Origin of the sequence: Sphingobacterium sp. UBA5670 (genome assembly GCF_002420705.1) — a bacterium.
GTDB lineage: Bacteria > Bacteroidota > Bacteroidia > Sphingobacteriales > Sphingobacteriaceae > Sphingobacterium.
Genome location: NZ_DIIM01000033.1, coordinates 25,023 through 50,741, shown reverse-complemented (window position 1 = coordinate 50,741; position 25,719 = coordinate 25,023). Strand labels below are relative to the sequence as shown.

Genomic DNA, 25,719 nt, shown 5'->3' with positions numbered 1-25,719 from the left:
ACAAAATAGTAAAAAAACAATTAAAATGGAACAGTTAAAAGTAACAAATAGCAGTAACGAATTTCCTTCTTTGTCAAAATTAGGACTGGGCACTATGAGAATGGTAGGAAACAAAGAAGAAGGTATTAAAGCAATTCACAAAGCACTCGATTCGGGTATCAATTTTTTGAATACAGGAGATTTTTACGGAGCGGGAGAAAGTGAGAGCATTGTAGGACAGGCACTCACTGGTCGTAAACGCGACGAAGCTTTTGTCTCAGTAAAATTTGGGGGGTTGCTAAAGGCTGACGGGGGAATGTATGGAATAGACCCCAGACCCGAATTCATTGAAAACTATTTGGTATATTCATTAAAAAGGCTAGGGCTTGATTATATAGATCTTTATGAGCCCGGACGAATCAGTCCCCATATCCCAGTAGAAGAAACCATTGGAGTGATGTCAGATCTTGTAAAAAAAGGATATATTAAATCAATCGGGGTTACTGAAGTAGATGCCGACACTTTACGCAGGGCACATGCTACACATCCCATTAGCTTGGTAGAAATGAGCTATTCATTAATGAACAGAAATATTGAAAATGATTTGCTGCCAACTGCAAGAGAGCTGGGAATAGGTGTCGTAGCGTTTGGAGTGCTTATTTCCGGACTCATTGGAGGAAGCAACGCTGAACGTAAAATGGCATTTATAAAGCAAATGGTTCCGGCATCTGTTGCAGATAATTTTAGCCGTAATCTGTCATTGTCCGAAGCATTAGAACAGATTGCTAAAGAAAAAGACATCTCTTTAGCTCAATTGGCTATAGCATGGGTAATGGCACAGGGAGAGGATATACTAACACTTGTAGGATCGCGTACGGAAGTGCAGCTTGAAGATACATTAAAGGCATTGGATGTAAGATTAACAAAGGAAGATTTAGATAGAATTGAATCAATAATTCCAAAGGAACTTGCTTTCAGTAGTTATATGCCACCACTGAACATTCATCCAAATGGACTTTTTAAGCACTAATTTATAAGTTTATTTTACCCATATGGAAAATAGGAAACCAAAAGTTATAAGATCAATCAGTGAGTTCCATAAACTGCTGGGGGCATTACCCCCAGCTCATCCATTGATCAGTATCATAGATTATAACAATATTTCACCTCAACCCGAAATTGCGGAATTAGGGGTTGTTTTCGACGGCTATGCGATTGCAATTAAAAGAGATATTGCTATAAAAATGTCTTATGGTCAACAACATTACGATTTTGATGAAGGACTTATGTTATTTATGGCACCAAAACAGGTCGTTAAAATTAAGACTGACAAAAATATTGAGGCTGAACGTTCAGGATGGATACTTTTGATCCACCCTGATTTCCTTTGGAATACTCCTTTAGCAAAAAGCATTAAGAGGTATGATTTTTTTGAATACGTCGTTAATGAAGCCTTATTTCTTTCTGCTGATGAAGAGGTAATAATTAATCAAATCGTTCAGAACATAGCACAAGAATACAGGTCGAACATAGACAAATTCACGCAAGACATTATCATTTCACAAATTGAAACCTTGCTTAATTATTCAGAACGTTTCTATCAGCGTCAGTTTATCACGAGAAAAGTATCGAACCATAAAATCTTGGAAAGACTTGAAGATGTATTAACAGCCTACTTCAAAGATGATTTAGCAACTAAAGGATTTCCTACTGTTCAATATATTGCAACAGCTTTAAATATATCAGCAAGTTATTTAAGCGGTGTATTAAAAAACTTAACAGGGCGTAGTACACAACAACATATTCAAGATAGGATGATTGAATTAGCGAAGGAAAAACTATCAATTACTGATTTATCTGTCAGTGAAATAGCCTTTGAATTAGGCTTTGAGCATCCGCAATCGTTTAGTAAATTTTTTAAATCAAAAACTAATTTGTCTCCATTATTATTTAGACAATCCTTTGAAAAAAATTGATTTAACAACGAGCAAAGTGCAAAACTTTAGTACCAAGAATGAATAAATTTTATCCTGAAATTACACATAAACTCCAAGAAGATTTAAATGAGCTTGAAATAAATAGCAACTATTCAATTCATCAAATTGAGATGACTATTGATATTATACTTAATTGCCTAGCCGAATTAAAAGCTTTTGTACTTAAGAGAGGTTTTAAAGATATAGAAGAGGAAATACGGTTTTTCAAATATCAAAAACCAAAAATCGTTTCTAAATTAATTTATTACAATGCCGTTTACAAAATAGAGACAAAAAAGCCTTACGGAGAAAAAGCAATCAAAAAATATCTTAAAAACGAACTGAAAAAATTAAAAAGATACTTTGATAACAATCTTGAATTTTATAAATATTATCGCACAAATAATACTGTAATAGACGATAAACTCTTTGTACGTCACAAACATGACATCAAATTAACTATAGACACTTTTTATTTCGAAGCAGATCACGACTTCTCAACTACTCATGATTTTAAAGCTGCAAAGATTATTGCAAATGACCTTATACAAGTTTATATTGACGACCAAATACTTAACACTTCATCTAAAGGTAAATCGAATGATCTTCCAAATTTAACCTGGAGGGGTAGTAAAACAGCTTTAACCGAATTAATCTATTCTTTACATGCACAGGGAGTTTTTGATGATACAGATATAAAAGTTATTGCTAAAACATTTGAAGCAACTTTTAATATTGATTTAGGAGATTTTTATCATACGTTTATGGAACTTAAATCCCGAAAAATGAATCGAACAAAATTCCTTGACAGTTTGCGTGATGCTTTGATTAGAAAAATGGATGAACAGGAAGAAGGATAAATCCGCTTTGGGGTACTTACACTAAATGTATATCTTCGTTTTTATTCTTAACAATAATTTGAATTAAGCTGATTTCTGGCACTTGTTTCCAACTGCCCCTCGTACTCAATATCAGGATAAATTGTATTTACGCAATATTTATCTCTATAGCTATCTGGTATATTCTTTATAAGGTCGTACTTAGTAACAAACATCTCATTTTGATCTTTTTTATTAATCTCCCAATCATGTCCTAAAATCGAAATACTGTTCAGATAAAATATTATTTGCTCATGATTAGAGAATAGGGATCTTAAATATTTAGAATGATCCCACTTTTCTAAATATTTAAGACCGTTTTCATCATCGATAAATTTTACTATCATATATAATTGTCTGTAATAATGTCCAAGCCTACTTTGATGACCATTATTATATCTAATAAATTGCTTTATACATCGATTTTGCACAGTCGTTATACATATATTCTTCCAATCATTAATAATTTCAGTTTCTTTATTAAAACCCTCAGGTTTATAACTTAGATAGTTTGTGAGCTTATTCAAATATTCTTCTCTATACAGGCGCTTTAATTTTTTAACAACAGTTTTTTGACCATGTTCCGATACCCCATAAAATACAATTACATAGGTAATTTTCAACTCTAAAAAAAATAATTCTGATTTTTCAAAATCCTTTTCACAAATATCATGACATTTTAATTGGTTTAATTTATTAAATCGTTGAACTTCTTTTAATGTAGCTTTAAATTCTTGATGAATTGCAAAAAATATATCTTTACCTGTGAAAATTTCGTTTGAGTCTCGACTATTACACTTAAATTGATTTACAGTTTGATTGTAATTCTCTATAAGTTTAAAAAGTCTATTTTCAAATTTATCGTATAGATATTTTTGTTCCTGTTTTAAAAACTGTTTTCTTACTTCCTCATTAGCCTGATATTGAGCATAAAATGCCAGACCTGTTACAATCACTGCAGCAATGCCAATAAAAGGATTCATTACGCCTCCAATAGTATCACCAATTACACCAGTGTTTTGATAAACTATTGAACTATAAGAGTTAGAACCAGTATAAACTAGAGGGGCTAGAAATGCAAAAATAATTAAAGCAGCACTAATGATGAGCAAAAATACTATCCAAAATGAAGCTTCATTTTTATTTCGCTGAATTTTATAATGGCGTTTGGTTAAAATATATGTTCCCACAATTAGAACAAAAAAACCTAATACAGGTATTAGTGTACCCAAAAACCATAAAGAGAAATAATTATCATTATTCATTACAACAGATTAAAAAAGCAGTATATATTTTTCCGATATTACAATTTATTGATAATTTAACTATCTGGTAGTATATTTATCAATAAATAATGATAGCGCAAAATAATCATTATCCATTAAATAAGATCAAATATGGCAATTTAAATTGCTCAATTCACTTTGACTAAAAACTACTATTGAACTTTTCTTCAAAATTTTCAAAAAACTGTTTAGTTAAAAAATATTATAACAAAGCTAATTTAACACTAGAAATAATAAAAAATTATTAAAATGAAATTGGAACAATGGACTTTATTTATCGATATGCTCGGATATGGTAAGATCAACGGGAAAATCACTTCTGAAAGCGAAGCGCTAGATTTTATCAATTTCATGAAAAGTAATGTCACTATCTTTAATAATCAGGACTCAGAAGACAGAAAAAAAAAATATAAGGAATCCGACTTTGACCTCTACAAATATTATGATATTAAAGTCCTCTTTGTTTCTGATTCTCTTATTATAACATATCTCCCAAAAGAAGTTAACGAAGAAATCAACGAAAATCTAAGAATTCTTCATTCTGCAAATACATTATTTATTATTCTACAGCGTCTTCAAACATATATTTACAATTGCATGAAGGAAAAACGCATATTAGTTAGAGGTGGAATATCTAATAAATTTTCTGTAGTTGAAGACCATTTTGCGGTCGGTGCTGGAATAATTGAGGCATATCAGTTGGAATCGAAAAAAGCTATTTACCCGAGAATTATCTTAAGTGAGTCAATTTGCCAAAACACAAAACTCATTGAAGCATTGCAGCTGATCACATCAATTATTTATAATTGGCCATCAGCTTTAGGAGATGATGGGGATGGCATTCTATATTTAGACTACCTAGGATATATGATCTCTATCGCCCTACAAAGCCGCTTAAATCCAAATATATTGATACCAATAGATGAATTTTTAATAGTTCATAAGGAGACTATTGAGTATCATTTAGAATTACAATCACAAGAATTGAAAAAGTTAAAATCAAAAAAACTGGATAATCAAGACACTTTAAAAAATTTACAGGGAATATTAGAAAAGTATAATTGGATGAAAGATTATCATAATAGTAGGATAAAAGAATTAGAAAACCCAAAGCTCGTGGAAAGATTTTATATAAAAAAATAAGATACTCTTGGAGTGTAACAAGAAGAGACTGTATCGTTGGATAAAAAGCCATTAGATTGATTTTTGCACTTCTTCTTCCTTGCAAATTTGAACCTTTATTTATATCAAAATTCATTTATCTAGTGTTTTCTTCACAAATTTTGTAACAATAGTGTAACAGCCCCAAATTTTGATAAGTGAAAAATATTCAATAAATTGCTTCTGCAAGCTAGAAACAACGTTTTTGCGTCAGGTAATGATGTGCCGACAAAAGACTCATAAAATTATCGTCTCAAAAGGTTCTGAATATACACATGCGATCTCTGAAGAGGGAAAGGTAATCGACAGCCTGATTCGCTATATTGAAAATAAAACAGCAGAAGTATCCAACAGGTCTTTACTCAATACAATTCAATAGAGGAGGCTCGAAAGTTTTTCTTAAAAGTTAGACGAACGACGTTTTCAATCAGGAAATTTAGATAGGTAATTGGATAATAAGTTTGCAATATCTCAAGATTTTTACGTTATTTTTGCTTGGTAGAACATGTTCAATAAGAGCATTTTGCCGTTGCATATTTGTGAAATCTATAAAATTTAACACAGTGGAAAACATAGTAGAGAAATTAATTTGTGATGAATCCTTTATAAAGTATTGTAAAGGTGTAAGTGGCGCTGATATAGAATTTTGGGATAATTGGATTGCCGAGCGACCTGCTTTAAGAAAATCTTTTCAAAATGCCAAAGATATCGTGTTCACATTGAGTATGAAAATAAGTGGAGAGGAATGTGCTGCCGAAAAAGAGCGCCTACTTAAATTTATAAGTAAATCTGAAATCTAATTTTCCTTGCTATAGAATTTGCGAAGCACGAGCTACTTTAATTATAAGTCTGCGAGTTATATTATCTCAATTTTTATTAATTAAGCTTAATTGTGCTTTGCGAATATTTTTCAAGTTTTTGATAATTAAATTTAAGATGTAACGCCAGTTGCGCAGACACATTTTCTGTAAATAAAACTTATTTAATAAATGCTTTCCCATTAGCCTCAATAATAGCGCAGTCTACGCTTTAGAGATACTTGTTATTCTAATATCTTATCGGAGGGGATAGTTTAGGGATTTCGACATTATTAGGCGAATTATTTTGCAGCTACAATACAGTTAATGAACTTTCATGCACATGAACTACTAGAGAGATTTTGACCAGCTTTATGTTCCATCTCGCCCGATCCATTTAACGGCGATTTATATTTTCTTCTCATCACTATATATAAGAAAATTATTATTCTCAATATCTCCCCTTTCAATTTTTACACTATAAACATTGTAAATAACTGATCTTCTATGCATTTTAATATAACAAATAAAAAAAATTTCTCATAACTATTTTTATTTAGATTTAATATACGTATATTTAAATGTATCAATTAAATTTTTTATGAAATTATCATTTTTAAAAACTGTTTGCCTTACAATTCTTTTGGGGCTGACATCAGTGTCATCATTTGGTTCTACTAAAGAGCGAGAAGCGTCGAGATTAATGGCAAAAGAGGTCTCTACAAAGAAGTTTGCGACCCACACGTTTAGGCTGCACATCGGTAAAGCAATCGAATTTTACGATTTAATTAATGCAGCCTGTATACCTCCTTCAAATAGCACGGTGCAAATATATGCAAGCAACAATGGTATTGTACTTAGGAGATACGCTTCAGACCTATCTTCTTACATAGAAACATATCATGAGGAGGGAATAATAGATCTGAATGTATCTGATTACAATGAGGCCTATAATTACCTGAGTTGTCTATTAGAGCATAGTGATAGCGCTGATCCCTTTTTAGAATATATTGGAATATTAGCTCGATAATTTTTTGTCTTAGTAATCTATAACGGTTGAAATTTAATAAATTGACTTTTAGTAAATTTCAACCGTTATGTCAATTTAAACGGGTATTGAAGAATGATTATCAAAACAATGGTTGGCATTGATCCTTCTTCACTAGCTTAGCTATTGTTTAGCAATGTTGACAATAGTGAACAATCTTTTTACACACAGAGCAGCTTGAAAATGGCTTGATTTTCTTGGATACATCTTATCCAAGTAGTAATTGTGAAAATCTAACCCAGCAAGCTTTAACCTCTAATTCGGCTTTTTAATACTTGAAATGTTTATCGATTGAATAGAATCAGATTTAAAATGTTTTTGTTAGGATGTTTTGAGCACAGATCGTGATTTATCTAGTCGGCTATTTGGCCCCATCGAGTTATATTGTAAGAACATGTATTACGTTGCAAGCTGCCTAAGGTGCAGAGTAAAGTACATAAAAAGTGAGATCCTATATTAAGTGAATAATGTCACGATAAAAATAAAGTAGTAGGACTGGTACTGTTTAGCTACTAATGTATTTTAGATTTGAGTACAAGCTTAAACGCGTATGATAGTTAGGTGGTCAGCCTAACTTATAGCTATTGAACCTTAAAATGCCAAATTTGATTTTATTGCCCAATTTATCATACCATCCATGGACTGATTAATCAGATTTTGAAGTGAAGCAAAATTGATTTTTTCCGTTGATTCATCATCTCCTTAAAATTAAACGCAGCAACAAGTATAATATCGATATTCTCATCTCCATTTACCAAAGCACTTGTTCCAGCAAATTCTAAGTCCGGTCATAAACATATGTCCATTGCATATTCGTTCCAGCACGAGAATAATTTCTAGTCGACACTTTCTTCACCTGGCCATATACGAATTGCGATTGGCCAATGGCGATGTTTCCTGTTTCATCTGTCCCATCCATCATAAGTATATTGGTAAATCCCGGCACTTGGATCTATTAGTTATGTTTTTTGTCTCCACCAATCCTGTTCAATTGTTTTAATACAACTTCCAAATCAGCCTTTTTGAAAATGAGGCTTGCCAAATAGTATAAGTAACTGTTCCTTTTGGCTCTTGTAGGATTGTGACTATATCAAAGCTTTACGAGGATTTGTAATAATAAAAAGAATTCTACGAAATAATTTACCCACATCATGAGGCAGGCACTAGTTTATTCCCTCATTTTTCCAGAAAGGTTTATCTAATTATAACACAAATAAGCTTGCTATTTGTAATTATTCTAAATAAAAAAATGTAGATTTGCGCAATTATTACCATGAAACAACATTGGGCAGCGACATTGAAAGGTTCTCCTGAAGCTTTTGAATCTCTTTACGACTTAGTATACAGAGAACTTTTTGCCTATGGTGCCATGTTGGGTTATTCGCGCGAAGCCGTAAAAGATGGAATACAACATCTTTTTTTGGAATTATGGGAAAAACGCGATCGGCTACCCGATGTCGATAATATCAAGTCTTATTTAATGACATGGCTACGCCGTGTACTGAATGACCATCGCGTATTGAATGAAAAATTAAATTCAGGAAATTATCAACCAAATGATAACACACCTTCTCACGAAGCTTTACTCATACAACAGGAAACCTTACACGAAACGAATGCGCGTCTATCAAAAGCATTGGAATCCCTCACACCTAAACAAAGACAGGTGATTGAACTGAGGTTTTTTCAAAATATGTCTTATGAACAGATCGCTTCCAAAACAGGCAACAGTCAACGAACAATTTATAATATTGTATATGAGTCTGTTAAGATTTTAAAAGAAAAAAATTAAAAATAATCCGGTAAAAAAACGGAATCTCCACCTCTACCTTCCTATATATACATGAAAAAAATTTATAACGATAGCGTTGATTTGCTCAGTGATGAGAGTTTTGTGTCTTATCACAATGGAAACGCAAATAAAGAGGAAATTCATTTTTGGGATACATGGATCGCAGAAAATCCGGATAAATTGGATCTTGTCGCAGATGCGCGAAAGATGCTCGATACCCTAAAAATACATATCACCGAAACGGAATACCAAGTTGAAAAAGACAAACTATTTGCAACGCTCGGAAGCGAAGCGCCTACAAAAATACGTAGACTGACAACAAGATGGCGCTGGATCGCCGCTGCGTCAATCCTGCTCATAGGAGCATTTTCATTCCATCAGTTTTCCCACAAAGACACGCCGCAGCGAACTGAAGCTGTAAATAAAGTTTCTGCGGAGAAATGGCTTAGTGTAATGGCCCACAATGGAAAAATGGTTAAAGTCAATCTAACTGATGGAAGCCAGATTACGTTGATGGGTGGTAGTACACTAAAATACCCAAAACATTTCCGTAATGATACAATGTATGTCCTGCTACATGGCGATGCACGCTTTAACATTGCAAAAAAGCCTGATCGCACATTTGCTGTAAAAACAGACAATACCCTGATAACAGTATTGGGAACACAATTTTTGGTCGAACAAGCGGATACTAAAAATACCAGAGTCAGTTTGTTTTCTGGAAAAGTCAGATTGACCAACCACTTAAATAACAAACAAGCCTTCCTCCTTCCAGGACAACAGGGTTATGTTACAAATCAGGAGATCCATCTCGATAAATTTGCGCCAACACAGATCAATAATTTTGCAGAAGGTATTTTGCATTTTCAAAATGCTTCATTTGCTGAAGTCGCGCGAAAAATGGAGCAATATTACGGTGTCCATATTTCTCTCAGCAAACCAAATGCACGATGGCGGTATACTGGGCACTTTGAGAAGCTGCCCGTTGAGACCGCACTTGCCGCGATTTGTTTTTCAAAAGAATTGTCATCAAAAAAAATAGCAACAGATACCTATGTGCTTTATTAAAGAAACAGTAAGACGAACCTGTTTATTGAATGCTTTTTTTCTATTATTCGCTGGCGCTGTTTCAGCTCAAAAAGCTTCCAACCAAGGGAGTTTGGAAACTGCTTTTCAATTATTGACGCAGCAACATGCTGTACATTTTTCCTACGATGCATCCATCGGACTTCAGCGACGTGTTCCACTTCCCACAGCAAAAGAGAATATCGATACGTATTTGTCCAGACTTGCTTCAACGCTTCAATTGCGTTTTAAGCGGGTTAAGCATTCTAATCTGATAGCCGTTAGTAAGGCGCCAAAACCCATACAATTAAGAGGTGTAGTGAAAGATGCCAAAACAGGCCTGCCTATGGGCGGTGCGACTATTATGCTACGCAAAGAAAACAAAACCTATCTCACCGATAGTTTAGGGCGATATCGCATACTGACAGCAGCCGAAAATCGCGGCGAAGCAATAGGCGTACGTTACTTAGGTTATCAGAATTATGACTTCAAGGTGGATACCGCTGTACAGCAGATCAATCTGTCACCCTTAGATCAACAGCTTGAAGAAGTATTCGTCAGCAGTACCTACGAAGCGCCCAAACTGCGCGAAGAGATGATAGGAAGTGTCTATACCGTCAGCGCAAAGGATTTACAGGCCGATCGCCCTATAGAGAGTGTCGATAAGATGTTGGAAGGATTGGTACCGGGATTATATGTAGAACCAAGCACTTCCTTGGGCACATCCGTTAAACTCCATATCCGTGGACAAGGAACATTGACAAACCTGACAAGCAATACTGGACGATCAACCTCATCGCAGCCCTTGTACGTGGTGGATGGTGTCGCCGTCCAGGAACAGGAGATTGGCGATGCCAGTTCGCTTTTTAATGGCGAAACATTGCTAAACCCAATTGCAGGAATCAATCCGTTAGATATTGAATCCATTTCGGTACTTAAAGATGCTGCCGCAACCGCAATCTATGGAGCCAATGCAGCAAACGGTGTGATTTTGATCACCACCAAGTCTGGACGGAGCGGTAAACCGCAGTTGACAGCGTCATACAATACCGGTGTATCCACATTTATCAATCGGATGAAATTACTATCCGGGCCGCAATACTACGAGCTACTACGGGAGTTCCATATCAATACGGGCAAAACCGAGAGCGAAGCAACGCGCCTGGCGGGCAGCAATACCATTGATACAGATTGGTTTGGACTGACTTCACGCAATGCACGTTATGATAATGTAAATCTATCACTTTCGGGCGGAAAAGGTAACGATACGTATTACCTCTCTATGGGCTACCGCAATCAACAAAATGCCAGTCCGGGAAATGGACTGAAGCAATACACAAGTTCCATGCGTTATTATAATCAGTTTAGTGATAAACTGCAAATGACCACGACTATATCGCCGACATTGATGCAGCGTGAGGGGCTCGACCAATTTGCAAATGCTGCTTACATGCCTCCCAATATAAATCCCTACAAAGAAGACGGAACTTACAGTACCTTTTTAGGGCTCGTGAATCCCGTCGCAGCGCTGGCTGAAAATACAGATAAAGCCTTGGCTTTTACAGGGACCGCACGGATTGAACTGCAATATGCACTGTTACCCTTTTTAAGCCTGCGCGGAGCTATCGGCGGGAATATGCTGCAATCCAAGCAGGAAACTTTTCTTTCAGGTATAGCCGGTGCTTCCACAGCTAAAGATGGGCGCCTCCGCATCAACGATCGCACGACGTACAGCTGGACCTCCATGTTACAGCTAACCTATAGCCCAAAATGGCAAAACGGGCATCGTTTTGTCGGTATTGCGGGGATAGAACTAAAAGATCAATACAGCAAATTATTAGTGGGCCAAGGTACCGGCTTTACTTACGATAGGGTCATCTCACTCGGCCTCGCAAGTTCGACACAGTCGTCTTCCTCTAAAATCTCGGATGCGACAGTATCCAACTATGTACAAATGAATTACGACTATGACAAGCGATTTTATGCTTCTCTGAGTGGCCGTGCAGATCAGTCGTCCATGTTTGGTGGTGACAAACAGGTCGCACTCAATGGAGCGCTTGGATTAGGCTGGAATATCAGCAACGAAAAATTCATGCAACCCGTTGCAGCAATTGATTTCTTACGTCTTCGAGCCAGCTTCGGAACCACGGGGAATTCGCGGATTGGATCATATGCTTCCAGAGGGCTTTATGATTTAAACAACGTGACCTATGGTGGGCAAATGAGTGCAACTCCCTCTTCTTCCGCTGCCGAAAATCCAGATCTAGGTTGGGAAACGAATATCAAATTCAACTTCGGTTTTGACTTGAATGCCTTCAATAGATTACGTCTTGTATTGGATCTTTACCGGAATAATATCCGCAATCTCATTACAGACATCAATGTGCCATTAGAAACAGGATATGGCAAAATGCCAGTCAATTCGGGTAATATGTACAATCAAGGGCTAGATTTAAGCATTGCCTATCAATGGCTTAAACAGTCTAAGGTAACCTGGAACAGTACCCTTATCGGTGGTTGGAATAGAAATAAGGTGACCTCCTTTAATAATCCACTCATTGAACAATATGCAGCAAACTCCTCCGATAATGTAGGTATAGGTCAGCGTGTGGGATACAGTTCAACTTCGCTCTGGGGTATCAAATGGGGCGGTGTAGATCCAAGCACCGGAGAGGAACAATTCTATACCCCAGATGGAGAGCTGTTAAATCGGACTGAAATACGGTCAATGGGTCAGAACGCTTACCAATTACTAGGCAATTCGATGCCTGATTTTCAAGGAAGTATCATCAACAATCTGGGCTGGAAGGGTTTTCAGTTCACCTTTAATATACAGTATAACCTTGGTGGCAACAAGTTTGCATCGACAACCTACTTACGGGATGGCAATAATCTGGCAAACTCCAATATGTCGGTCAACCTACTGGATCGTTGGCAGAATGCAGGCGATATCACTGCAATCCCCAAACTTAATTCAAGCTCACCACTCAACAACTCCTCCCGCTATTTGTACAGCATGACTTATCTCAAGCTGAGCAACGTATCCTTAAGCTATCGCCTGGCAGATCGATTGACCAAGCGCATCGGCATAGGGCAGACAGCTTTGAGCTTCAATGTTACAAATGTAGTTTACTGGTTCAAAGACAAAAGCCCCGCTGGCAGAAACGGTATCCGCGAGTATAGATTTGTCTATCCCGAGACACGTAATTTTTCGATTGGCCTACGCACCACACTTTAATCCTTTAATAATTTGAGCTATGAACATAAAGACGCTAAGTATTGCTTTTCTTGTCACTTTGGGCACAACGGGCTGTTCAAAATTTTTAGATAAAGAACCGGAAAACAAAGTATCGGTCGACCTGCTTTTTTCAGATATGCAGGGAGCTAAGTCGGCTTTGGCGGGAGTTTACGAAGACCTATTTCAGTCAACTTACTACAATGGCTTGCGTATGGTTTACCCAGATCTGCTTGGCGGAAACTTAAAGTTTACCGTAGCGAGCAAAACGACACTTTGGGATGTTTATTCCTTTGAGACAGATGCCGAAAATGGTTCGATGAACAGTCTATACAGTTATCAGTATACGCTACTCAATGCAATCAATAATATCATAAAGCGTGTCCCAGCGATGCAGAATGTCAGTGAACTCGAACGCAATAACGTAATGGCCCAGGCCTATGGTCTGCGGGCATTGGTCCATTTCGATCTTGTGCAGTTATATGCGCAGCCTTATCGTTACACCGAAGATGCTTCACATCCGGGCATCATATTGGCCAAAACGACAATTGTACCCAATGAGGCACAGATTGCACGCTCCACAGTGGCAGATGTATATCAATTTATACAGGCTGATCTGTCCCTCGCTGATTCTTTATTTGCCAATAGCAAAGCTGTATTTGAAGGCAATGCCAAAATATATATGAGCTTACAGGCAGGTAAAGCACTCCAAGCCCGATTAGCATTAAATCGCAACGACTGGGAAAAAGCTTACCAGCTAAGTGCCGAACTGCTCAAAGCGAACTATTCGCTATATACCAATGCTGAGTATATCGACAGTTGGAAACAGGCCAACACCAAAGAATCTATATTCGAATTGGCTGTGCCGAGCAATTATTCCAGTAACTCAATCGGTAGTTATTATGTCAATGACTCAGGCAACTCCTACTATCAGTTTGGACCAAGTCAGGATCTACTCCATTTGTATGAGCAAAATGATGTGCGTGCTCAGGGTGGGATATTTAAATATCCAACTATACAAACTGCAGTAACAAGCGTCAAGTTGATCCGTCTTTCGGAAATATATTTAATTCATGCCGAAGCGGCAGCTGAACTTGGCTATGCTAATGAATCTATTTCAGACCTAAATGTCATCAGACTACGCGGTAATCCGCAGCTCGGCGCTTATCTTTTCAACACAAAAGACCTACTGATCAAGGAGATCCTTGACGAACGTCGTCGTGAGCTCTGTCTTGAAGGCTTCTTATACCTGGATCTGATGCGTAGAGGTCAATCCGTTATGCGCAATGACTGTACTGGTGCGAACTGTAATGTCACTTATCCAAATGATCATATGGTACTGCCTATTCCACAACAGTCTGTACTCTCCAATTTACTGATGAGACAGAATCCCGGCTATTAATCAATCAATAAAACACAAATTAATAAAACAACACATGAACAGTTTAAAAGCAATCCTTAAGTTATCCAAGCTCGTCGCTATTTTCAGCATCTTATTTTTTACCATTTCCTGTAGCAAGGACAGTACCGTGACTCCTGAACCCGAGTATGTCCCTAAGCCAGATAATAATGCCGTAGCTGCATTTACCAGTACAGATGCTTATTTCGAACTATTTATCTACCGCTTCGATGATGTCACTCAAACCTGGGGCAAACGTATCCGAGCCCACTATCCGACCGTGTCATTAACAGACACAACTTATATGGGCTTTACCAATCCTTATGTGACAGATAGCGGGGTAAACCTATTCCAAATGGTCACCCTTTACAGCGATAAAATCGGCTCAACAAACATCAAAACAGCGGGTATAAATGTCGATCAGGTATTGCAATTCCTACCAGATGAGAATAATAATAAAATTGGTAAAGTGAGCGTAAAAGAACAACTGGTAAAAATCTATAAGAAAACCGAATCCGCTGAAGAACGAAAAGATATGGACTTCTTTGAAATTGGTATCAGTGGTTCGGGAACCTATGATCTAAATGAAGGCGTAATCGACTTGGAAGTGAATTTTAACGAGTCAGCGATCGGAGGAGCTAATAAAGTAACCCGCAAATACAAACTGAGTACCAAAGCGTTAGAATTGTAAAAAAGGAATGATACGAAGAGTACTTGTATTTGGTTTATTGGGAGTCGTCCTGATCTTGCTGGCTTTTGTGCAGGATCAGGATATTCCTGATATTGCGCTATGGCGCAGATTGTATGCTTCCGGCGACAGCAGGCAATGGCCAACTCCCCACCTAGATGATGATGTAAAAACAAATTTTGTGGATATAGGATCACTGCCCGATGTAAAATACCCTTCGAACAATCCCTTTTCCAAAGAAAAGTCAGCGCTGGGAAAATTATTGTTTTTCGATCCCAGACTTTCTGCCACCAAACAGCTGGCCTGCGCAAGCTGCCACGATCCGCAACTGGGCTGGGGCGACGGCAAAAGCTTAGCAAATGGGCACAATCGACGGGTAGGAAAGCGAAATGCAATGACCTTGTATAATGTTGGATACTACCATACTTTCTTTTGGGATGGACGATCTCCTTCCTTGGAAGCCCAGGTATTATTCCCATTGACCGATAGCGTTGAGATGAACACCGCTCCCGAAGTAGCTGTTCGTCATATTCAGGCAATAGCCGGTTACAGGCCTTTGTTCAAATCAGCCTTTGGAGACAGTACGATCAGTATCTCGCGTATTCAACAGGCTATTGCAACTTTTGAGCGCGGCATTCGTAGCTACAACAGCAAATTTGACCGCTTTATTAAAGGAAATAAAGATGCCATGACGGATGAAGAGGTCTGGGGGCTACATCTTTTTCGAACTAAAGCACGTTGCATCAACTGCCACAATACGCCGTTATTTTCAGATAACCAGTTCCATAATGATGGTCAAACATTGTATGGTACCAAGCAGCAGGACTTTGGACATTACCATATCAGTGGAAAACAGGAGGATATAGGTGCATTTCGAACACCCTCTTTGCGGGAAATCACCCTTACAGGACCTTGGATGCATCATGGTAATTTCCCGACATTACTGGATGTCGTACAACTTTATAATCTAGGTAATCCTGAACCGATACAGCGTAGCGTTACGATAGATCCTAAAACCAAACCCATTCATTCGGCGAAGCTGAAAAAGTTGAACCTCACAAATGAAGAAATTAATGCTGTGCTTAAATTTCTAGGGGCTATCAGCAGCAGTACACAACAGCGTATAATGACTCCAAAATTACCTCAGTAAACTGTAAATCAAAACTCCGTATAAGACCACGTGTAAACCCATAATAGAATGAACCAATGAAGCAATCTGAAGTTGGGCACAGCCCTACTTCTATTGCCGCATTTGCTAGAAATGAGATTTGGAGTATCCTCCGGGGATACTCTTGAAACTTTATAAATAATTAGCACCAATTTTCAGTATACGATTTAGTATAATTCCCTCCGTTATCTACTGTTTGCTATCACCCTATTCAATAGTCAAGGAAATACAAAAATTTGGTTTCATTACAACATTAGATTCGAATTCACAATGGATATCTAAACCAATTTTAAGAAGTATCAAATACATATTTGAGACATAAAACATACGACATTTTAAATAAGTAAACAATTTAAAATTTCCTTTCTCGACCTTTCAAAAATGAAGCTTTTTTAACATCAAATCTTATTTAAATTATCATTTTCATAACAAATTATGTAACGATAGTGTAACAGCCTCAAATTTTGATAAGTAAAAAATATTCAATATATTGCCTTAGCAAGCTAGAAACAACGTTTTTGCATCAGGTAATGAGGTATCGACGAAAAGACTCATAATCTTTTGGTCCCTGGTTCGAGCCCAGGTGGGAGCACAAAACAAAAAAGTCGCTTTTCTATATAGAAAAGCGACTTTTTTTTCATTTCTTTCCATCAGTTTTCATTGATGGAATGCAAATTACGCATTAAAAATTCGTCAATGACATCGCCGCACTTATCCAAATTGCTGAAATTCAAAGATTCTGCGCCCCACCGAATCGTACAATGTAAAAAGTAATAAAGCACTTCAGAAAAGTGGTTTTAAGAGATATTTATTTTTCCATTTCATCGAGCATTTCTTTAACATTCCAACCATCCATTACCTTTTCAAGGTTATAAAAATTCCGTTTATTTTCCGGCAACTGATGAGACCAAGTTACTCGCTTTGAGAGCTCCGATGCCCCTACGCCCTTAGACCCCAATTCGGCGTAAAATACAGTTTTATCTTTATCTGGGAACAACGTGTCACCCTTCCATTCATTCCAGCCTTCAGGAGTAATATGAGCTCCTAAGCTACAATCTACCAGAACCGTATTTGCATAAGGACGCCATGGCCTGCCAAGAAATACTTTATCGACAGACTTGTCTGCAGCCACAAAATCACATTGGTCGAAAACGTAACCATACCGTTGTCCCTGTGGCGTGGAAGCTGCTGTGACATACGAATTCCGCAAAGAAATCAGTCGACATCTCTTAAAGAATGCAATGCCTGGCCCGAAGATAAAATCCGTCGTGCCGCTGATACTGCAATCAGAAAAATAGCTTCTTGCACCGCTTTTACCCAGATACAAGGTGTCCTGAAACCCTAGAAGACGACAGTTGACCAGTGCTATCTGATCCCCTTCTAGATGAAGTGCTACGGCCTGTCCTACCGGACCGGCTGCATTTTCAATCGTTATATTCTTGATGAGTACCCTATTTGCTCGGACCAATAGCGTATAACTACTGAAAGTCCCAAGCTTAGGCTGCCCCATCTCATCTGGACAATCAACCAACTTACCCGCATAATCATCAAAAATAATCTTGGTATTAGCAACATCCTCACCAACAAGCTGGATATTTTCGACATAAGTTGGGATAACTATTTTTTCGTGGTAAATTCCTTTCCTGATCCAAATCCGAACAGCATGTTCTCCACGAAAAGCACGAACTGAGTTTACGGCTGCCTGTATACTTGTGAAATCTCCTTTTCCTTGTTGGTCTACCGTGATCACTTCAAGACTGGCTGCTCGCAATTCCGAGCCCAGCAATGACGAGCCAACAACTAGGTAAACCGCCATCAAGATCTTAATTAATTTTATCCGTCTCATAAATCAGAAAATAATTACATTATCAAACTAATACATTTATATATATCCCAATAAATCATAGCATTAAATCGCCAAAATAAGGGTCAAAACTACGCCCCATTAATCTATTCGAAACCAATCCACTTCTGCATAACCGCTATCATTGATATGCTTTTCGCGGCTGGCATAGAGTCCTAATGTAGCCCCTATCCATTTGCCAGGTTTCGCCTGAAAACCATTTTCCACGACTACATATTTTTTACCATCCAAGCTATACGTCCAGCTGCAGGTCTTTCCATGTTTGACTTGTACACGAAGGTAGACAAAGTCTTCTGGCAAAGTAGTAATGAGCCTAGCCTGCTCTTCCGTCCCCGAATAGGCGCTGGCACAACTACCATAATAAAGTTGAAAACTGCCCTTTTCCTTACGGATAAACAACTGACTATAATCTTCACCTACTACCACAAGTCCTGCTTTTTCACCAAGATCCTTTTCATTTGGGCGTAGTCGTATTTTTGCTGTCGCGCGGAAATCATCGGCTGGGAATTTTTGCGTCAGTATATTTGGAACTGCCATCAGGTTTTTGCTTCCTTCGGGAAGCTGTTGGCTATAAAGCCGAAGTTTACCTTCGTGTGATGGCATAAGCCAAGTACCATCCGGATTGGACTGCCATTGCCACTGTAATCCTAGGTGTGGTGTATCAAACTCATCCGACTCCTGAGGGTTGGACTGAGAAAAGACCGAAGTCCCCACATTCGGTTTTTTATAACTCATCACTGGTGTCCCTATCCCGTCCCCGGCTTTGTCCTCACCGATGATAGGCCAGTCGGCTTTCCAAACCATAGGTTGAAGATGAACGACACGTCCCATGGCTTCCTTATCCTGAAAGTGGAAAAACCAATCCTCGCCAGTAGGTGTATCTACCCAGGCTCCCTGATGAGGTCCATTGACGGTCGACTTATTCTGAGCCATGGCTACTTTACGCTCATATGGGCCATAAATATTTTTCGAGCGTAGGATCAATTGCCACCCCGTCGCGACACCTCCTGCCGGGGCAAACAAATAATAATATCCATTCCGCTTATATACCTTGGGACCTTCAATTGTAGGATCCAATTCATGACCATCATAAACAATCGTGCCTCGATCCAATACACTGTTACCCTCGGCATTCATCCCAGCAATGCCGATCACACTCTTCAGCCCTGCACGGCTGCCAGCATAGGCATAGGCTAAATAAGCACGGCCATCCTCATCCCAAAAAGGACAGGGATCGATCAAACCTTTTCCTTCGAAGACCAACGTAGGTGCAGACCATAGCCCCCGAATATCCTTCGTTTTGATTTGATAGATCCCAAAATCTGGATCGGGATAATAAATGTAAAACTCTCCGTTATGATACCGTATCGAAGGCGCCCATACCCCACCGCCGTGCCGCACGCTTTTAAACACAGATTCAGGGACTTGTCGAGGTAATGCATGTCCAATAATCTCCCAATTGATCATATCTTTCGAATGTAGAATCGGTAATCCCGGGCTATGGTTAAAGCTCGACGCAGTCATATAATAATCTTCACCCACGCGGATCGCATCCGGATCAGAATAATCAGCATTGATGATCGGATTTTTGAATCTTCCATTTCCTAGATCTGGATTCCAGACCTGAGAATGATAACTCTGTCCGAAAGTCAATGAAGAAATACTAAAGGTCATACAAGCCAACAGGCAACTATATTTCCACTTTTTTTTATCGGTATTTAGCATAAAATTCGCGTATAAAGTTTTTATTGAAATGCTTAAACCATAAATATGGAGAGCATGCCATGCGAGAGACCTTTTTCTCCTCCGAAATGATCCAACCCAAAGTTTTCTTGACCTAAAACACCGGGTATATAAGCAAGAACTAACGCTAATAAAAATATCCACGACCTACTGAATTTTATCATAATCAAGATTAGGTTTATCCCTCGCCTTTTGAAAATTTGGTTACTACTTAAAATTAGCTTTTTATGGACGCATTACTCTATTTTTTCTACGCAAACGATCTCAAAAGCACGATATGGATATAAACACAGAAAGACTCACCATCTTTTGGCCCCTGTTTTGAGTCCCGGTAAGAGCACAAAGCAAAAAGTCGTTTTTCCATATGAAAAAACGACTTTTTTGCTTATGCTTACTGTACCAGCGTTACGTAGAACTCCCCCGTTTTCGCTTTTTACCCCACTTGCGATTATACCAAATAATAAATCCTGTCACGGGTAATGAAGCCCCCACTAAAGAAGCGAAAGAGGCTAAAATTTTGGTTGGCAGTCCTCCGATAGTTCCTACATGTATATCAAAATTAGCACGATAGATTTTTTGCCCCATTGATGTATTTGTGAAAGAAGACCTGCCCACAATTGCCAGACTATTTTGATCCAATCCATACCAAGTTGTCAGATCGTTATGCCCTGTCGTTGGATTGAGATACACAGTATACACATCCTTTGCTTCTTTGGGGTAATTAATTCGCACGTTTTGATACTCCGTAAATCGTCGCCAGATTTCATCGTCCGGATATACAAAATATGGTCTAAGCAAAGTCGTATCGGAGATTCCTTTGTGAGGATGTTCTAGTCGGGGCTTACCACCAGTGATCAGCCAGTGATAACCATTATCAAACCAGCGGAAAGTGAATACAATACCAGTTACAGTTAAAATAATGGTGATAATAACTGTATAAAACCCCAATACATTGTGAAGATCGATATTAACACGTTTCCAATTTGCTTTCCATTTGATTTTAAAACTTTTGTCTCTCGTCGATTTCGTCCATTTCGCCGGATACCACCAAATAAAGCCTGTAATCAACGTGATCAGAAATAGGAGACAATTGGTCCCAACAAAGTAGCTACCAAAGGGTCTGGGCAACCAAAAGAACCGATGTCCTGCACGGAGAAAATCATTAAATCTCGAAACCCTGTCTTCATTTATCCGATGATAGAGAAGTTTACCTGTGTAAGGATTAACATACAGATCATGGTAATTGCCGGCCGTATCAGGCCCATAGGTCAGTATGCAACTTTTATTCCCACCTCTATAATCAAGCGAATACAGCCTTCCAAAATCTTTTAAAGACTTGTCTTTCGTGAATTTCTCTAAAGCCTCTTTTAATTCAGATGGTTTTAATAACGGACGATCCATAATTTCAACCCGCTGCCCCGGTGTAAAAACAAGAACAATTTCATCTCTAAAGGTCCATATTGCAGCTGTGAAACAAACCACGAAAACCACGATGCCTGAAAAGAGCCCTAACCAAAGGTGAAGCCAATTGCTGATTCTTCTGAATAGTGACTTCTTTGATTGTGCCATACGTTTTTTTTACAGCCGCCATGCTCCTTGCATCAGGAAATATGGCGGCTATATTTTATTTATTTTGTTCTAAAAAGACCATTTACACCATCCACATCGTTAACTTTGATTCCCCGCTCGAGTTTCCCAGTGGCACTATCATAGCTATAGATGTAAAAATTGCCATCAATATCCTTTGTATTTACCGGAAAATAAACTTTCCCTTCATCTGCTAGAATATTAGGTGCTGTAGGTTGACTTTTAGCCAGTGGTAAATCCAATTTGGTCAGTACGCCTGTAGCCAAGTCAAGCACGTGAAACTCCTGTACATTACCAAATCCATAAGATGCCCAAGTCAGAGCTACATCCATACGGATTCTACGGATAAGGAGTTTACCATTGCCCGCGTAGCCTCCGCCTAATACTGCATCGCCATTTAGTTTTTCCGAGAGGTTCAAAAAATAAGTTGGATCAACAACCGATGTACCTTTTTTTATCCGATAAATTCCGTGAGGCCTATCCCAATTCTGCGCAACCATTTCAAAAGGAGAAGTAAGAATGTACAAATCATCGTTATAACGAAAAGTCTTCAATACACCATTTCGGTCGTTCCCTGGACTGGTCGATCGATTATCCTCACTGTAGACCGGATTGCTCATTGCCGGATAATCAAACACTGCAAAGTATGCTGTTCCAGTAGCATAATTAGTTTTGCCCGCTTTTATAGCGGCTGGATATTTCTCATCGCCGTACCAGTAGCCTACATGCATCTTACCGTCCTTTACTTCTGCAAAACCAACAATTGGCCCAGTCAATCCAGTTTTGGCGGGAAGATCAAATTTACCCTCTTTTGTCACTGTCATGCTTTCTACATTGACAATTTTGTAACCTCCCTGATAACCATATATCAATAAATTACTGTTATCAATCCATTGGTGATTATATCGATAGCCTTCTGCCAAAACGAATGGTATCACTTTGACTGTTTCCAGCTTTTGATTTACGTATTGGTATTTGGTCAATGTATTTTCACCCGATCGATAGGAGTAATAATAACCGTCCTTTACCATAAAAGCTAAGAATCCGGGTTCCTGACTGGTTACATTAGCCCCCTTTCCCAAAAATGAAATTTCACCTGTTGAAAGCGTACTGTTTTGAAAAAGATAAGTTCCTTCAGGATCCATGACAAGCCCACCTACTGAAAATGTCTTTTCGGTTTCAGGTTCCGGACCAGGGTTTTCTGTCGTGTTACTTTTTTTACAAGATTGGATTGATGTACCCATAACCAGCGAAACTAGCGCTAGCATTGCAAGTTTATTCATGTTCATTTCTGATAATTAAGTATGTTAAACGTTTTATATATTAGTGGATAAAATAGCGTAGTTTGAGGTTAAAAGAGCGACCTGGCTTTTGCAAACGAAAATTATCATAGGCAAGTTCATTCCCCAGATTTCGACATTCGAACGAAATATTGTACTGCCCATCTTTTAAGGAATAGGTAATTCCTGCATGATGAAGGAACTGTGTTGGAATTATATTTAAGGATTGAGCACTGCCCCAGGCCTCCCATGTCAGATAGAAACTATGGTAATATTGACTTGACCAATCGAATTGCAGTCGTGTCCCTTTACTCAGCCAGTCACTTTTACCAACTGAGATATAGAGATTTCCATACAGCCAGGGCTGATTGGGAATCATATTACCATAATTGGCCCTTGGTGTCTGTGTTCCATATACATATTTTTGATTCTGCTTAGATTTCTGATAGCTCGCATTCAATGTAAATTCAAAGGTCCGCGCATATTTATATTGAACTTCAGCCTCACCACCAAACACAATTACTTTTCCTTCATTGAGGAATTGCGAAGTATTATTACCAGCAGGAATAGTATAGATGAAATCCTTGGCATTGCGAAAAAATCCACCGAGATCTACACTGTAGAAATGTGCTCCTTCCTTGCGGATATAATCGGTACTTAAATTTAAATTATGACTACTTTCAGGTTTAATATCCGGGTTAGAAATAATATTTACACCATCGCCCAGTACTTCGACAAGCTCAGGCAAGCGGTAAGCATGTTCGTAGGAAAACTTTAATCCAATATGATTATCGACACGGTAACGGCTTGCCAAACCATAACCCAAGTTATCATAGGACCGCTTTTGTGCCGTTCTTGGGTTTTTACCGCCTGTCACTTCCCCTAGCTCTACCCTAAAATGAAAAAGTTTTGCAAAAACGGTCGTATGAAGGGCATCTCTAAAAGCCTTATTCTGCCAAGATAAACCCGTTACCGATTTAGATTGTCCAGAGGGACTAAACACTTTTTGGTTGAGCTCTTCATCAGATTTCTGTCTAGCATCGTTATAATTTTGATTGAAAGCAAGCTGATTATTATCATTGAGACGATAGTTAAGATTCAGCCGGGTCAATAAAAAGGAATTTTGATAATTTGTATAAGATCTATTTATAGAGGCTCCAAATTCTCCGTAATTATTCTGGCTGCTTCGTACAGATCCATCCCACCAATAGGTTGTTCGAGAAGTATCCACAACCGTATATCTGTCCACCGCATAACTTGCAAAAGCTGAAACATTTAATCCATCTACAAGCAGGTTATCTTTTTTATAGCGCAATGTCGGCATGAAATAATCACCATGACGGTTGACTTTTCCGTACACAATATTTTGGCTCTGACCTGTCTGAAACTCCTTATAATGGTTATTGTACAACATGCCTAGTACAAATGCATCCGCCCATTTTCTATTTACATATCCAGCTTCCCCTTGGATCATCGCTGATTTATACTGATCATGGAAACGCTTAACACTCTTTTCCACAAAACTATCGGGACCGTCAGGTACCAAAATGGCAGCATCATATTTTGGATTGCTATGCATCCAATAGTCATTGTCAGAATAATTATAGAATCCCGTCAGCTTAAACAATAGCCCAGTTGTATCGTTAACTGACTGTGCATTTAAAGAAAGACGGTGTGTATTGAAAGATCCTATGCTATAGCTTGCGTCGAGATAACTCTTAGCTCCTTTGTTGGTGACCATATTAATACCGCCTCCCAATGCATCAGAACCTAATTCGATCGGCACTACCCCCTTGTACACCTCTAGCCTATCGGCAAGATTAACTGGAATATTGTTAAAATTCATACCGATGCCGAAGTTTTCCATAGGAATTCCATCAATAAAGAAACGTATCGCCTTACCTGAAAGGCCATTCAGAGAAAAGTTAAAATCTGACCCCAGTCCACCATACTCCCGAATGCGAACTCCCGTAGTTGTATTAAGAATCTGATTTACATCACGTGTGGTATTATTGAATTTACTTACCTCAACAGCATTGACGTTAAAGCCCGTTTCTTTGACCTGCTGACTGGCAGTCTTTACTGCAACATCTACCTGTTCTAGTACCTGCTGGTCGGGCTGCAACGCTAGATTGATCTCCAATGGTGCGGATTCTTTCAAGAAAAGAGAGCGATTAATGGTTTTATACCCCACATTGCTAATACGGAAAACATATTCCTGGTCTACTAAAGCAGAGAGATTATACTGTCCTCGATGATCCGTGGTAGTCTGCACTGTTCCCAGGGAAACCGATACACCTGCGAGCGGTCCCTCTGTCGAACTAATTCTCCCGTAGACCTGCTGTTTCTTTTGGCTTAACAGACCAATAAAAACTTGACTGCCGTTCTGTTTTAACTTAAGCTTCTTGCCCGAAAATAAATCTGAAAGTAGCCGATCTAACTTTTCATTGCTATATTTTTTTGAGATCCTGCGATCCGCATTCAAAAGCTGGGGACTGTATACAAATGTGCATTGCAGTTGTTTCTCGATCTGCTGGAGTGCATGGGTTATTTTAACATCGTTAAACTCGATCGTCACTTTTTTTTCTAAAAGCGATTTTTGCTGGCCTAATGCGTTATTAGATAAACATAAAGTACACAGTAGTGCACAGGAAATTATGCGCAGCAAAAAAGCATAGGGTTGCTGCGCTGAAAATATTTTCATATTTTGCGAAAATTATGGATAAATACTGCTAGGATTTTTTCATAGTCCGGTATGTAGTTTTGGACGACG

Annotated in this window: 19 protein-coding genes; 12 read left to right on the top strand and 7 right to left on the bottom strand. The window is 38.4% G+C overall.

Annotated elements, in window-relative coordinates; translation table 11 throughout:
- The first annotated feature begins 25 nt into the window (after positions 1-25).
- From B3C94_RS23175 to B3C94_RS23165, 3 genes are read left to right on the top strand one after another with little or no spacing between them, the layout of a single operon-like run.
- A complete protein-coding gene (locus B3C94_RS23175) occupies positions 26-1,009 on the top strand; it encodes an aldo/keto reductase (protein WP_293908272.1) in 984 nt (327 codons plus the stop codon).
- Between the two features lie 22 nt (positions 1,010-1,031).
- Entirely contained in the window at positions 1,032-1,955 is a 924-nt protein-coding gene (locus B3C94_RS23170; RefSeq protein WP_293908269.1) for a helix-turn-helix domain-containing protein, read from the top strand.
- Positions 1,956-1,993: 38 nt separating this feature from the next.
- The gene (locus tag B3C94_RS23165) at positions 1,994-2,815 is read left to right on the top strand and encodes an RteC domain-containing protein (RefSeq protein ID WP_293908267.1); all 822 of its coding nucleotides are present in this window, start codon (positions 1,994-1,996) and stop codon (positions 2,813-2,815) included.
- 47 nt (positions 2,816-2,862) lie between these two features.
- Here B3C94_RS23165 and B3C94_RS23160 read toward each other — a convergent pair whose 3' ends face one another.
- Positions 2,863-4,098 (bottom strand): putative phage abortive infection protein, encoded by a 1,236-nt coding sequence (locus B3C94_RS23160; RefSeq protein WP_293908265.1) that lies wholly within the window; start codon positions 4,096-4,098, stop codon positions 2,863-2,865.
- A 270-nt stretch (positions 4,099-4,368) separates the two neighbouring features.
- Between B3C94_RS23160 and B3C94_RS23155 the strand changes: the two genes are divergently transcribed.
- The 3 genes from B3C94_RS23155 to B3C94_RS23145 all read left to right on the top strand — a co-directional run bounded on the left by B3C94_RS23155 (position 4,369) and on the right by B3C94_RS23145 (position 7,107).
- Positions 4,369-5,262, top strand: a complete 894-nt coding sequence (locus B3C94_RS23155) for a hypothetical protein (protein ID WP_293908263.1) — start codon at positions 4,369-4,371, stop codon at positions 5,260-5,262.
- Between the two features lie 581 nt (positions 5,263-5,843).
- On the top strand, positions 5,844-6,080 hold the full coding sequence (locus B3C94_RS23150; RefSeq protein WP_293908261.1) for a hypothetical protein: 237 nt from the start codon (positions 5,844-5,846) through the stop codon (positions 6,078-6,080).
- A gap of 598 nt (positions 6,081-6,678) precedes the next feature.
- The gene (locus B3C94_RS23145; protein WP_293908259.1) at positions 6,679-7,107 is read left to right on the top strand and encodes a hypothetical protein; all 429 of its coding nucleotides are present in this window, start codon (positions 6,679-6,681) and stop codon (positions 7,105-7,107) included.
- 796 nt (positions 7,108-7,903) lie between these two features.
- Here B3C94_RS23145 and B3C94_RS23140 read toward each other — a convergent pair.
- Complete coding sequence (locus B3C94_RS23140; protein WP_293908257.1) at positions 7,904-8,047, bottom strand: hypothetical protein; 144 nt, start codon at positions 8,045-8,047, stop codon at positions 7,904-7,906.
- A 351-nt stretch (positions 8,048-8,398) separates the two neighbouring features.
- Here B3C94_RS23140 and B3C94_RS23135 point away from each other — a divergent pair, with 351 nt between their 5' ends.
- From B3C94_RS23135 to B3C94_RS23110, 6 genes are read left to right on the top strand one after another with little or no spacing between them, the layout of a single operon-like run.
- Positions 8,399-8,917, top strand: coding sequence for an RNA polymerase sigma factor (locus B3C94_RS23135; RefSeq protein ID WP_293908255.1), 519 nt, complete (start codon positions 8,399-8,401; stop codon positions 8,915-8,917).
- A 51-nt stretch (positions 8,918-8,968) separates the two neighbouring features.
- A complete protein-coding gene (locus tag B3C94_RS23130) occupies positions 8,969-9,985 on the top strand; it encodes a FecR family protein (RefSeq protein ID WP_293908253.1) in 1,017 nt (338 codons plus the stop codon).
- Entirely contained in the window at positions 9,972-13,220 is a 3,249-nt protein-coding gene (locus B3C94_RS23125; protein ID WP_293908251.1) for a SusC/RagA family TonB-linked outer membrane protein, read from the top strand. The genes B3C94_RS23130 and B3C94_RS23125 overlap by 14 nt, the downstream gene beginning before the upstream one ends.
- Before the next feature lie 19 nt (positions 13,221-13,239).
- Positions 13,240-14,619: a RagB/SusD family nutrient uptake outer membrane protein gene (locus B3C94_RS23120; protein ID WP_293908249.1), complete on the top strand. Its 1,380-nt coding sequence runs from the start codon at positions 13,240-13,242 to the stop codon at positions 14,617-14,619.
- Between the two features lie 34 nt (positions 14,620-14,653).
- On the top strand, positions 14,654-15,307 hold the full coding sequence (locus tag B3C94_RS23115) for a hypothetical protein (protein ID WP_293908247.1): 654 nt from the start codon (positions 14,654-14,656) through the stop codon (positions 15,305-15,307).
- A 7-nt stretch (positions 15,308-15,314) separates the two neighbouring features.
- Positions 15,315-16,454 carry a cytochrome-c peroxidase gene (locus B3C94_RS23110; protein WP_293908245.1) on the top strand — a complete coding sequence of 380 codons (1,140 nt, stop codon included), beginning with the start codon at positions 15,315-15,317 and terminating at the stop codon, positions 16,452-16,454.
- A gap of 826 nt (positions 16,455-17,280) precedes the next feature.
- Here B3C94_RS23110 and B3C94_RS23105 read toward each other — a convergent pair.
- From B3C94_RS23105 to B3C94_RS23085, 5 genes are all read right to left on the bottom strand, one after another.
- The gene (locus B3C94_RS23105; RefSeq protein WP_293908243.1) at positions 17,281-18,318 is read right to left on the bottom strand and encodes a pectinesterase family protein; all 1,038 of its coding nucleotides are present in this window, start codon (positions 18,316-18,318) and stop codon (positions 17,281-17,283) included.
- Between the two features lie 99 nt (positions 18,319-18,417).
- Entirely contained in the window at positions 18,418-20,061 is a 1,644-nt protein-coding gene (locus B3C94_RS23100; RefSeq protein ID WP_349679153.1) for a glycoside hydrolase 43 family protein, read from the bottom strand.
- Positions 20,062-20,484: 423 nt separating this feature from the next.
- Complete coding sequence (locus B3C94_RS23095; RefSeq protein ID WP_293908241.1) at positions 20,485-21,648, bottom strand: PepSY-associated TM helix domain-containing protein; 1,164 nt, start codon at positions 21,646-21,648, stop codon at positions 20,485-20,487.
- A gap of 59 nt (positions 21,649-21,707) precedes the next feature.
- The gene (locus B3C94_RS23090; protein ID WP_293908239.1) at positions 21,708-22,949 is read right to left on the bottom strand and encodes a DUF4374 domain-containing protein; all 1,242 of its coding nucleotides are present in this window, start codon (positions 22,947-22,949) and stop codon (positions 21,708-21,710) included.
- A gap of 40 nt (positions 22,950-22,989) precedes the next feature.
- Positions 22,990-25,650 (bottom strand): TonB-dependent receptor plug domain-containing protein, encoded by a 2,661-nt coding sequence (locus B3C94_RS23085; protein WP_293908237.1) that lies wholly within the window; start codon positions 25,648-25,650, stop codon positions 22,990-22,992.
- Positions 25,651-25,719 lie beyond the last annotated feature (69 nt).

Excerpts from the sequence above, each read along its gene's own strand:
- B3C94_RS23100 (WP_349679153.1), bottom strand. The coding sequence starts at position 20,061 with ATGCTAAATACCGATAAAAAAAAGTGGAAATATAGTTGCCTGTTGGCT.
- B3C94_RS23125 (WP_293908251.1), top strand. The coding sequence starts at position 9,972 with ATGTGCTTTATTAAAGAAACAGTAAGACGAACCTGTTTATTGAATGCT.
- B3C94_RS23175 (WP_293908272.1), top strand. The coding sequence starts at position 26 with ATGGAACAGTTAAAAGTAACAAATAGCAGTAACGAATTTCCTTCTTTG.
- B3C94_RS23140 (WP_293908257.1), bottom strand. The coding sequence starts at position 8,047 with ATGATGGATGGGACAGATGAAACAGGAAACATCGCCATTGGCCAATCG.
- B3C94_RS23160 (WP_293908265.1), bottom strand. The coding sequence starts at position 4,098 with ATGAATAATGATAATTATTTCTCTTTATGGTTTTTGGGTACACTAATA.
- B3C94_RS23130 (WP_293908253.1), top strand. The coding sequence starts at position 8,969 with ATGAAAAAAATTTATAACGATAGCGTTGATTTGCTCAGTGATGAGAGT.
- B3C94_RS23090 (WP_293908239.1), bottom strand. The coding sequence starts at position 22,949 with ATGAATAAACTTGCAATGCTAGCGCTAGTTTCGCTGGTTATGGGTACA.
- B3C94_RS23085 (WP_293908237.1), bottom strand. The coding sequence starts at position 25,650 with ATGAAAATATTTTCAGCGCAGCAACCCTATGCTTTTTTGCTGCGCATA.
- B3C94_RS23135 (WP_293908255.1), top strand. The coding sequence starts at position 8,399 with ATGAAACAACATTGGGCAGCGACATTGAAAGGTTCTCCTGAAGCTTTT.
- B3C94_RS23095 (WP_293908241.1), bottom strand. The coding sequence starts at position 21,648 with ATGGCACAATCAAAGAAGTCACTATTCAGAAGAATCAGCAATTGGCTT.
- B3C94_RS23170 (WP_293908269.1), top strand. The coding sequence starts at position 1,032 with ATGGAAAATAGGAAACCAAAAGTTATAAGATCAATCAGTGAGTTCCAT.
- B3C94_RS23115 (WP_293908247.1), top strand. The coding sequence starts at position 14,654 with ATGAACAGTTTAAAAGCAATCCTTAAGTTATCCAAGCTCGTCGCTATT.
- B3C94_RS23165 (WP_293908267.1), top strand. The coding sequence starts at position 1,994 with ATGAATAAATTTTATCCTGAAATTACACATAAACTCCAAGAAGATTTA.
- B3C94_RS23105 (WP_293908243.1), bottom strand. The coding sequence starts at position 18,318 with ATGAGACGGATAAAATTAATTAAGATCTTGATGGCGGTTTACCTAGTT.
- B3C94_RS23155 (WP_293908263.1), top strand. The coding sequence starts at position 4,369 with ATGAAATTGGAACAATGGACTTTATTTATCGATATGCTCGGATATGGT.
- B3C94_RS23120 (WP_293908249.1), top strand. The coding sequence starts at position 13,240 with ATGAACATAAAGACGCTAAGTATTGCTTTTCTTGTCACTTTGGGCACA.
- B3C94_RS23145 (WP_293908259.1), top strand. The coding sequence starts at position 6,679 with ATGAAATTATCATTTTTAAAAACTGTTTGCCTTACAATTCTTTTGGGG.
- B3C94_RS23110 (WP_293908245.1), top strand. The coding sequence starts at position 15,315 with ATGATACGAAGAGTACTTGTATTTGGTTTATTGGGAGTCGTCCTGATC.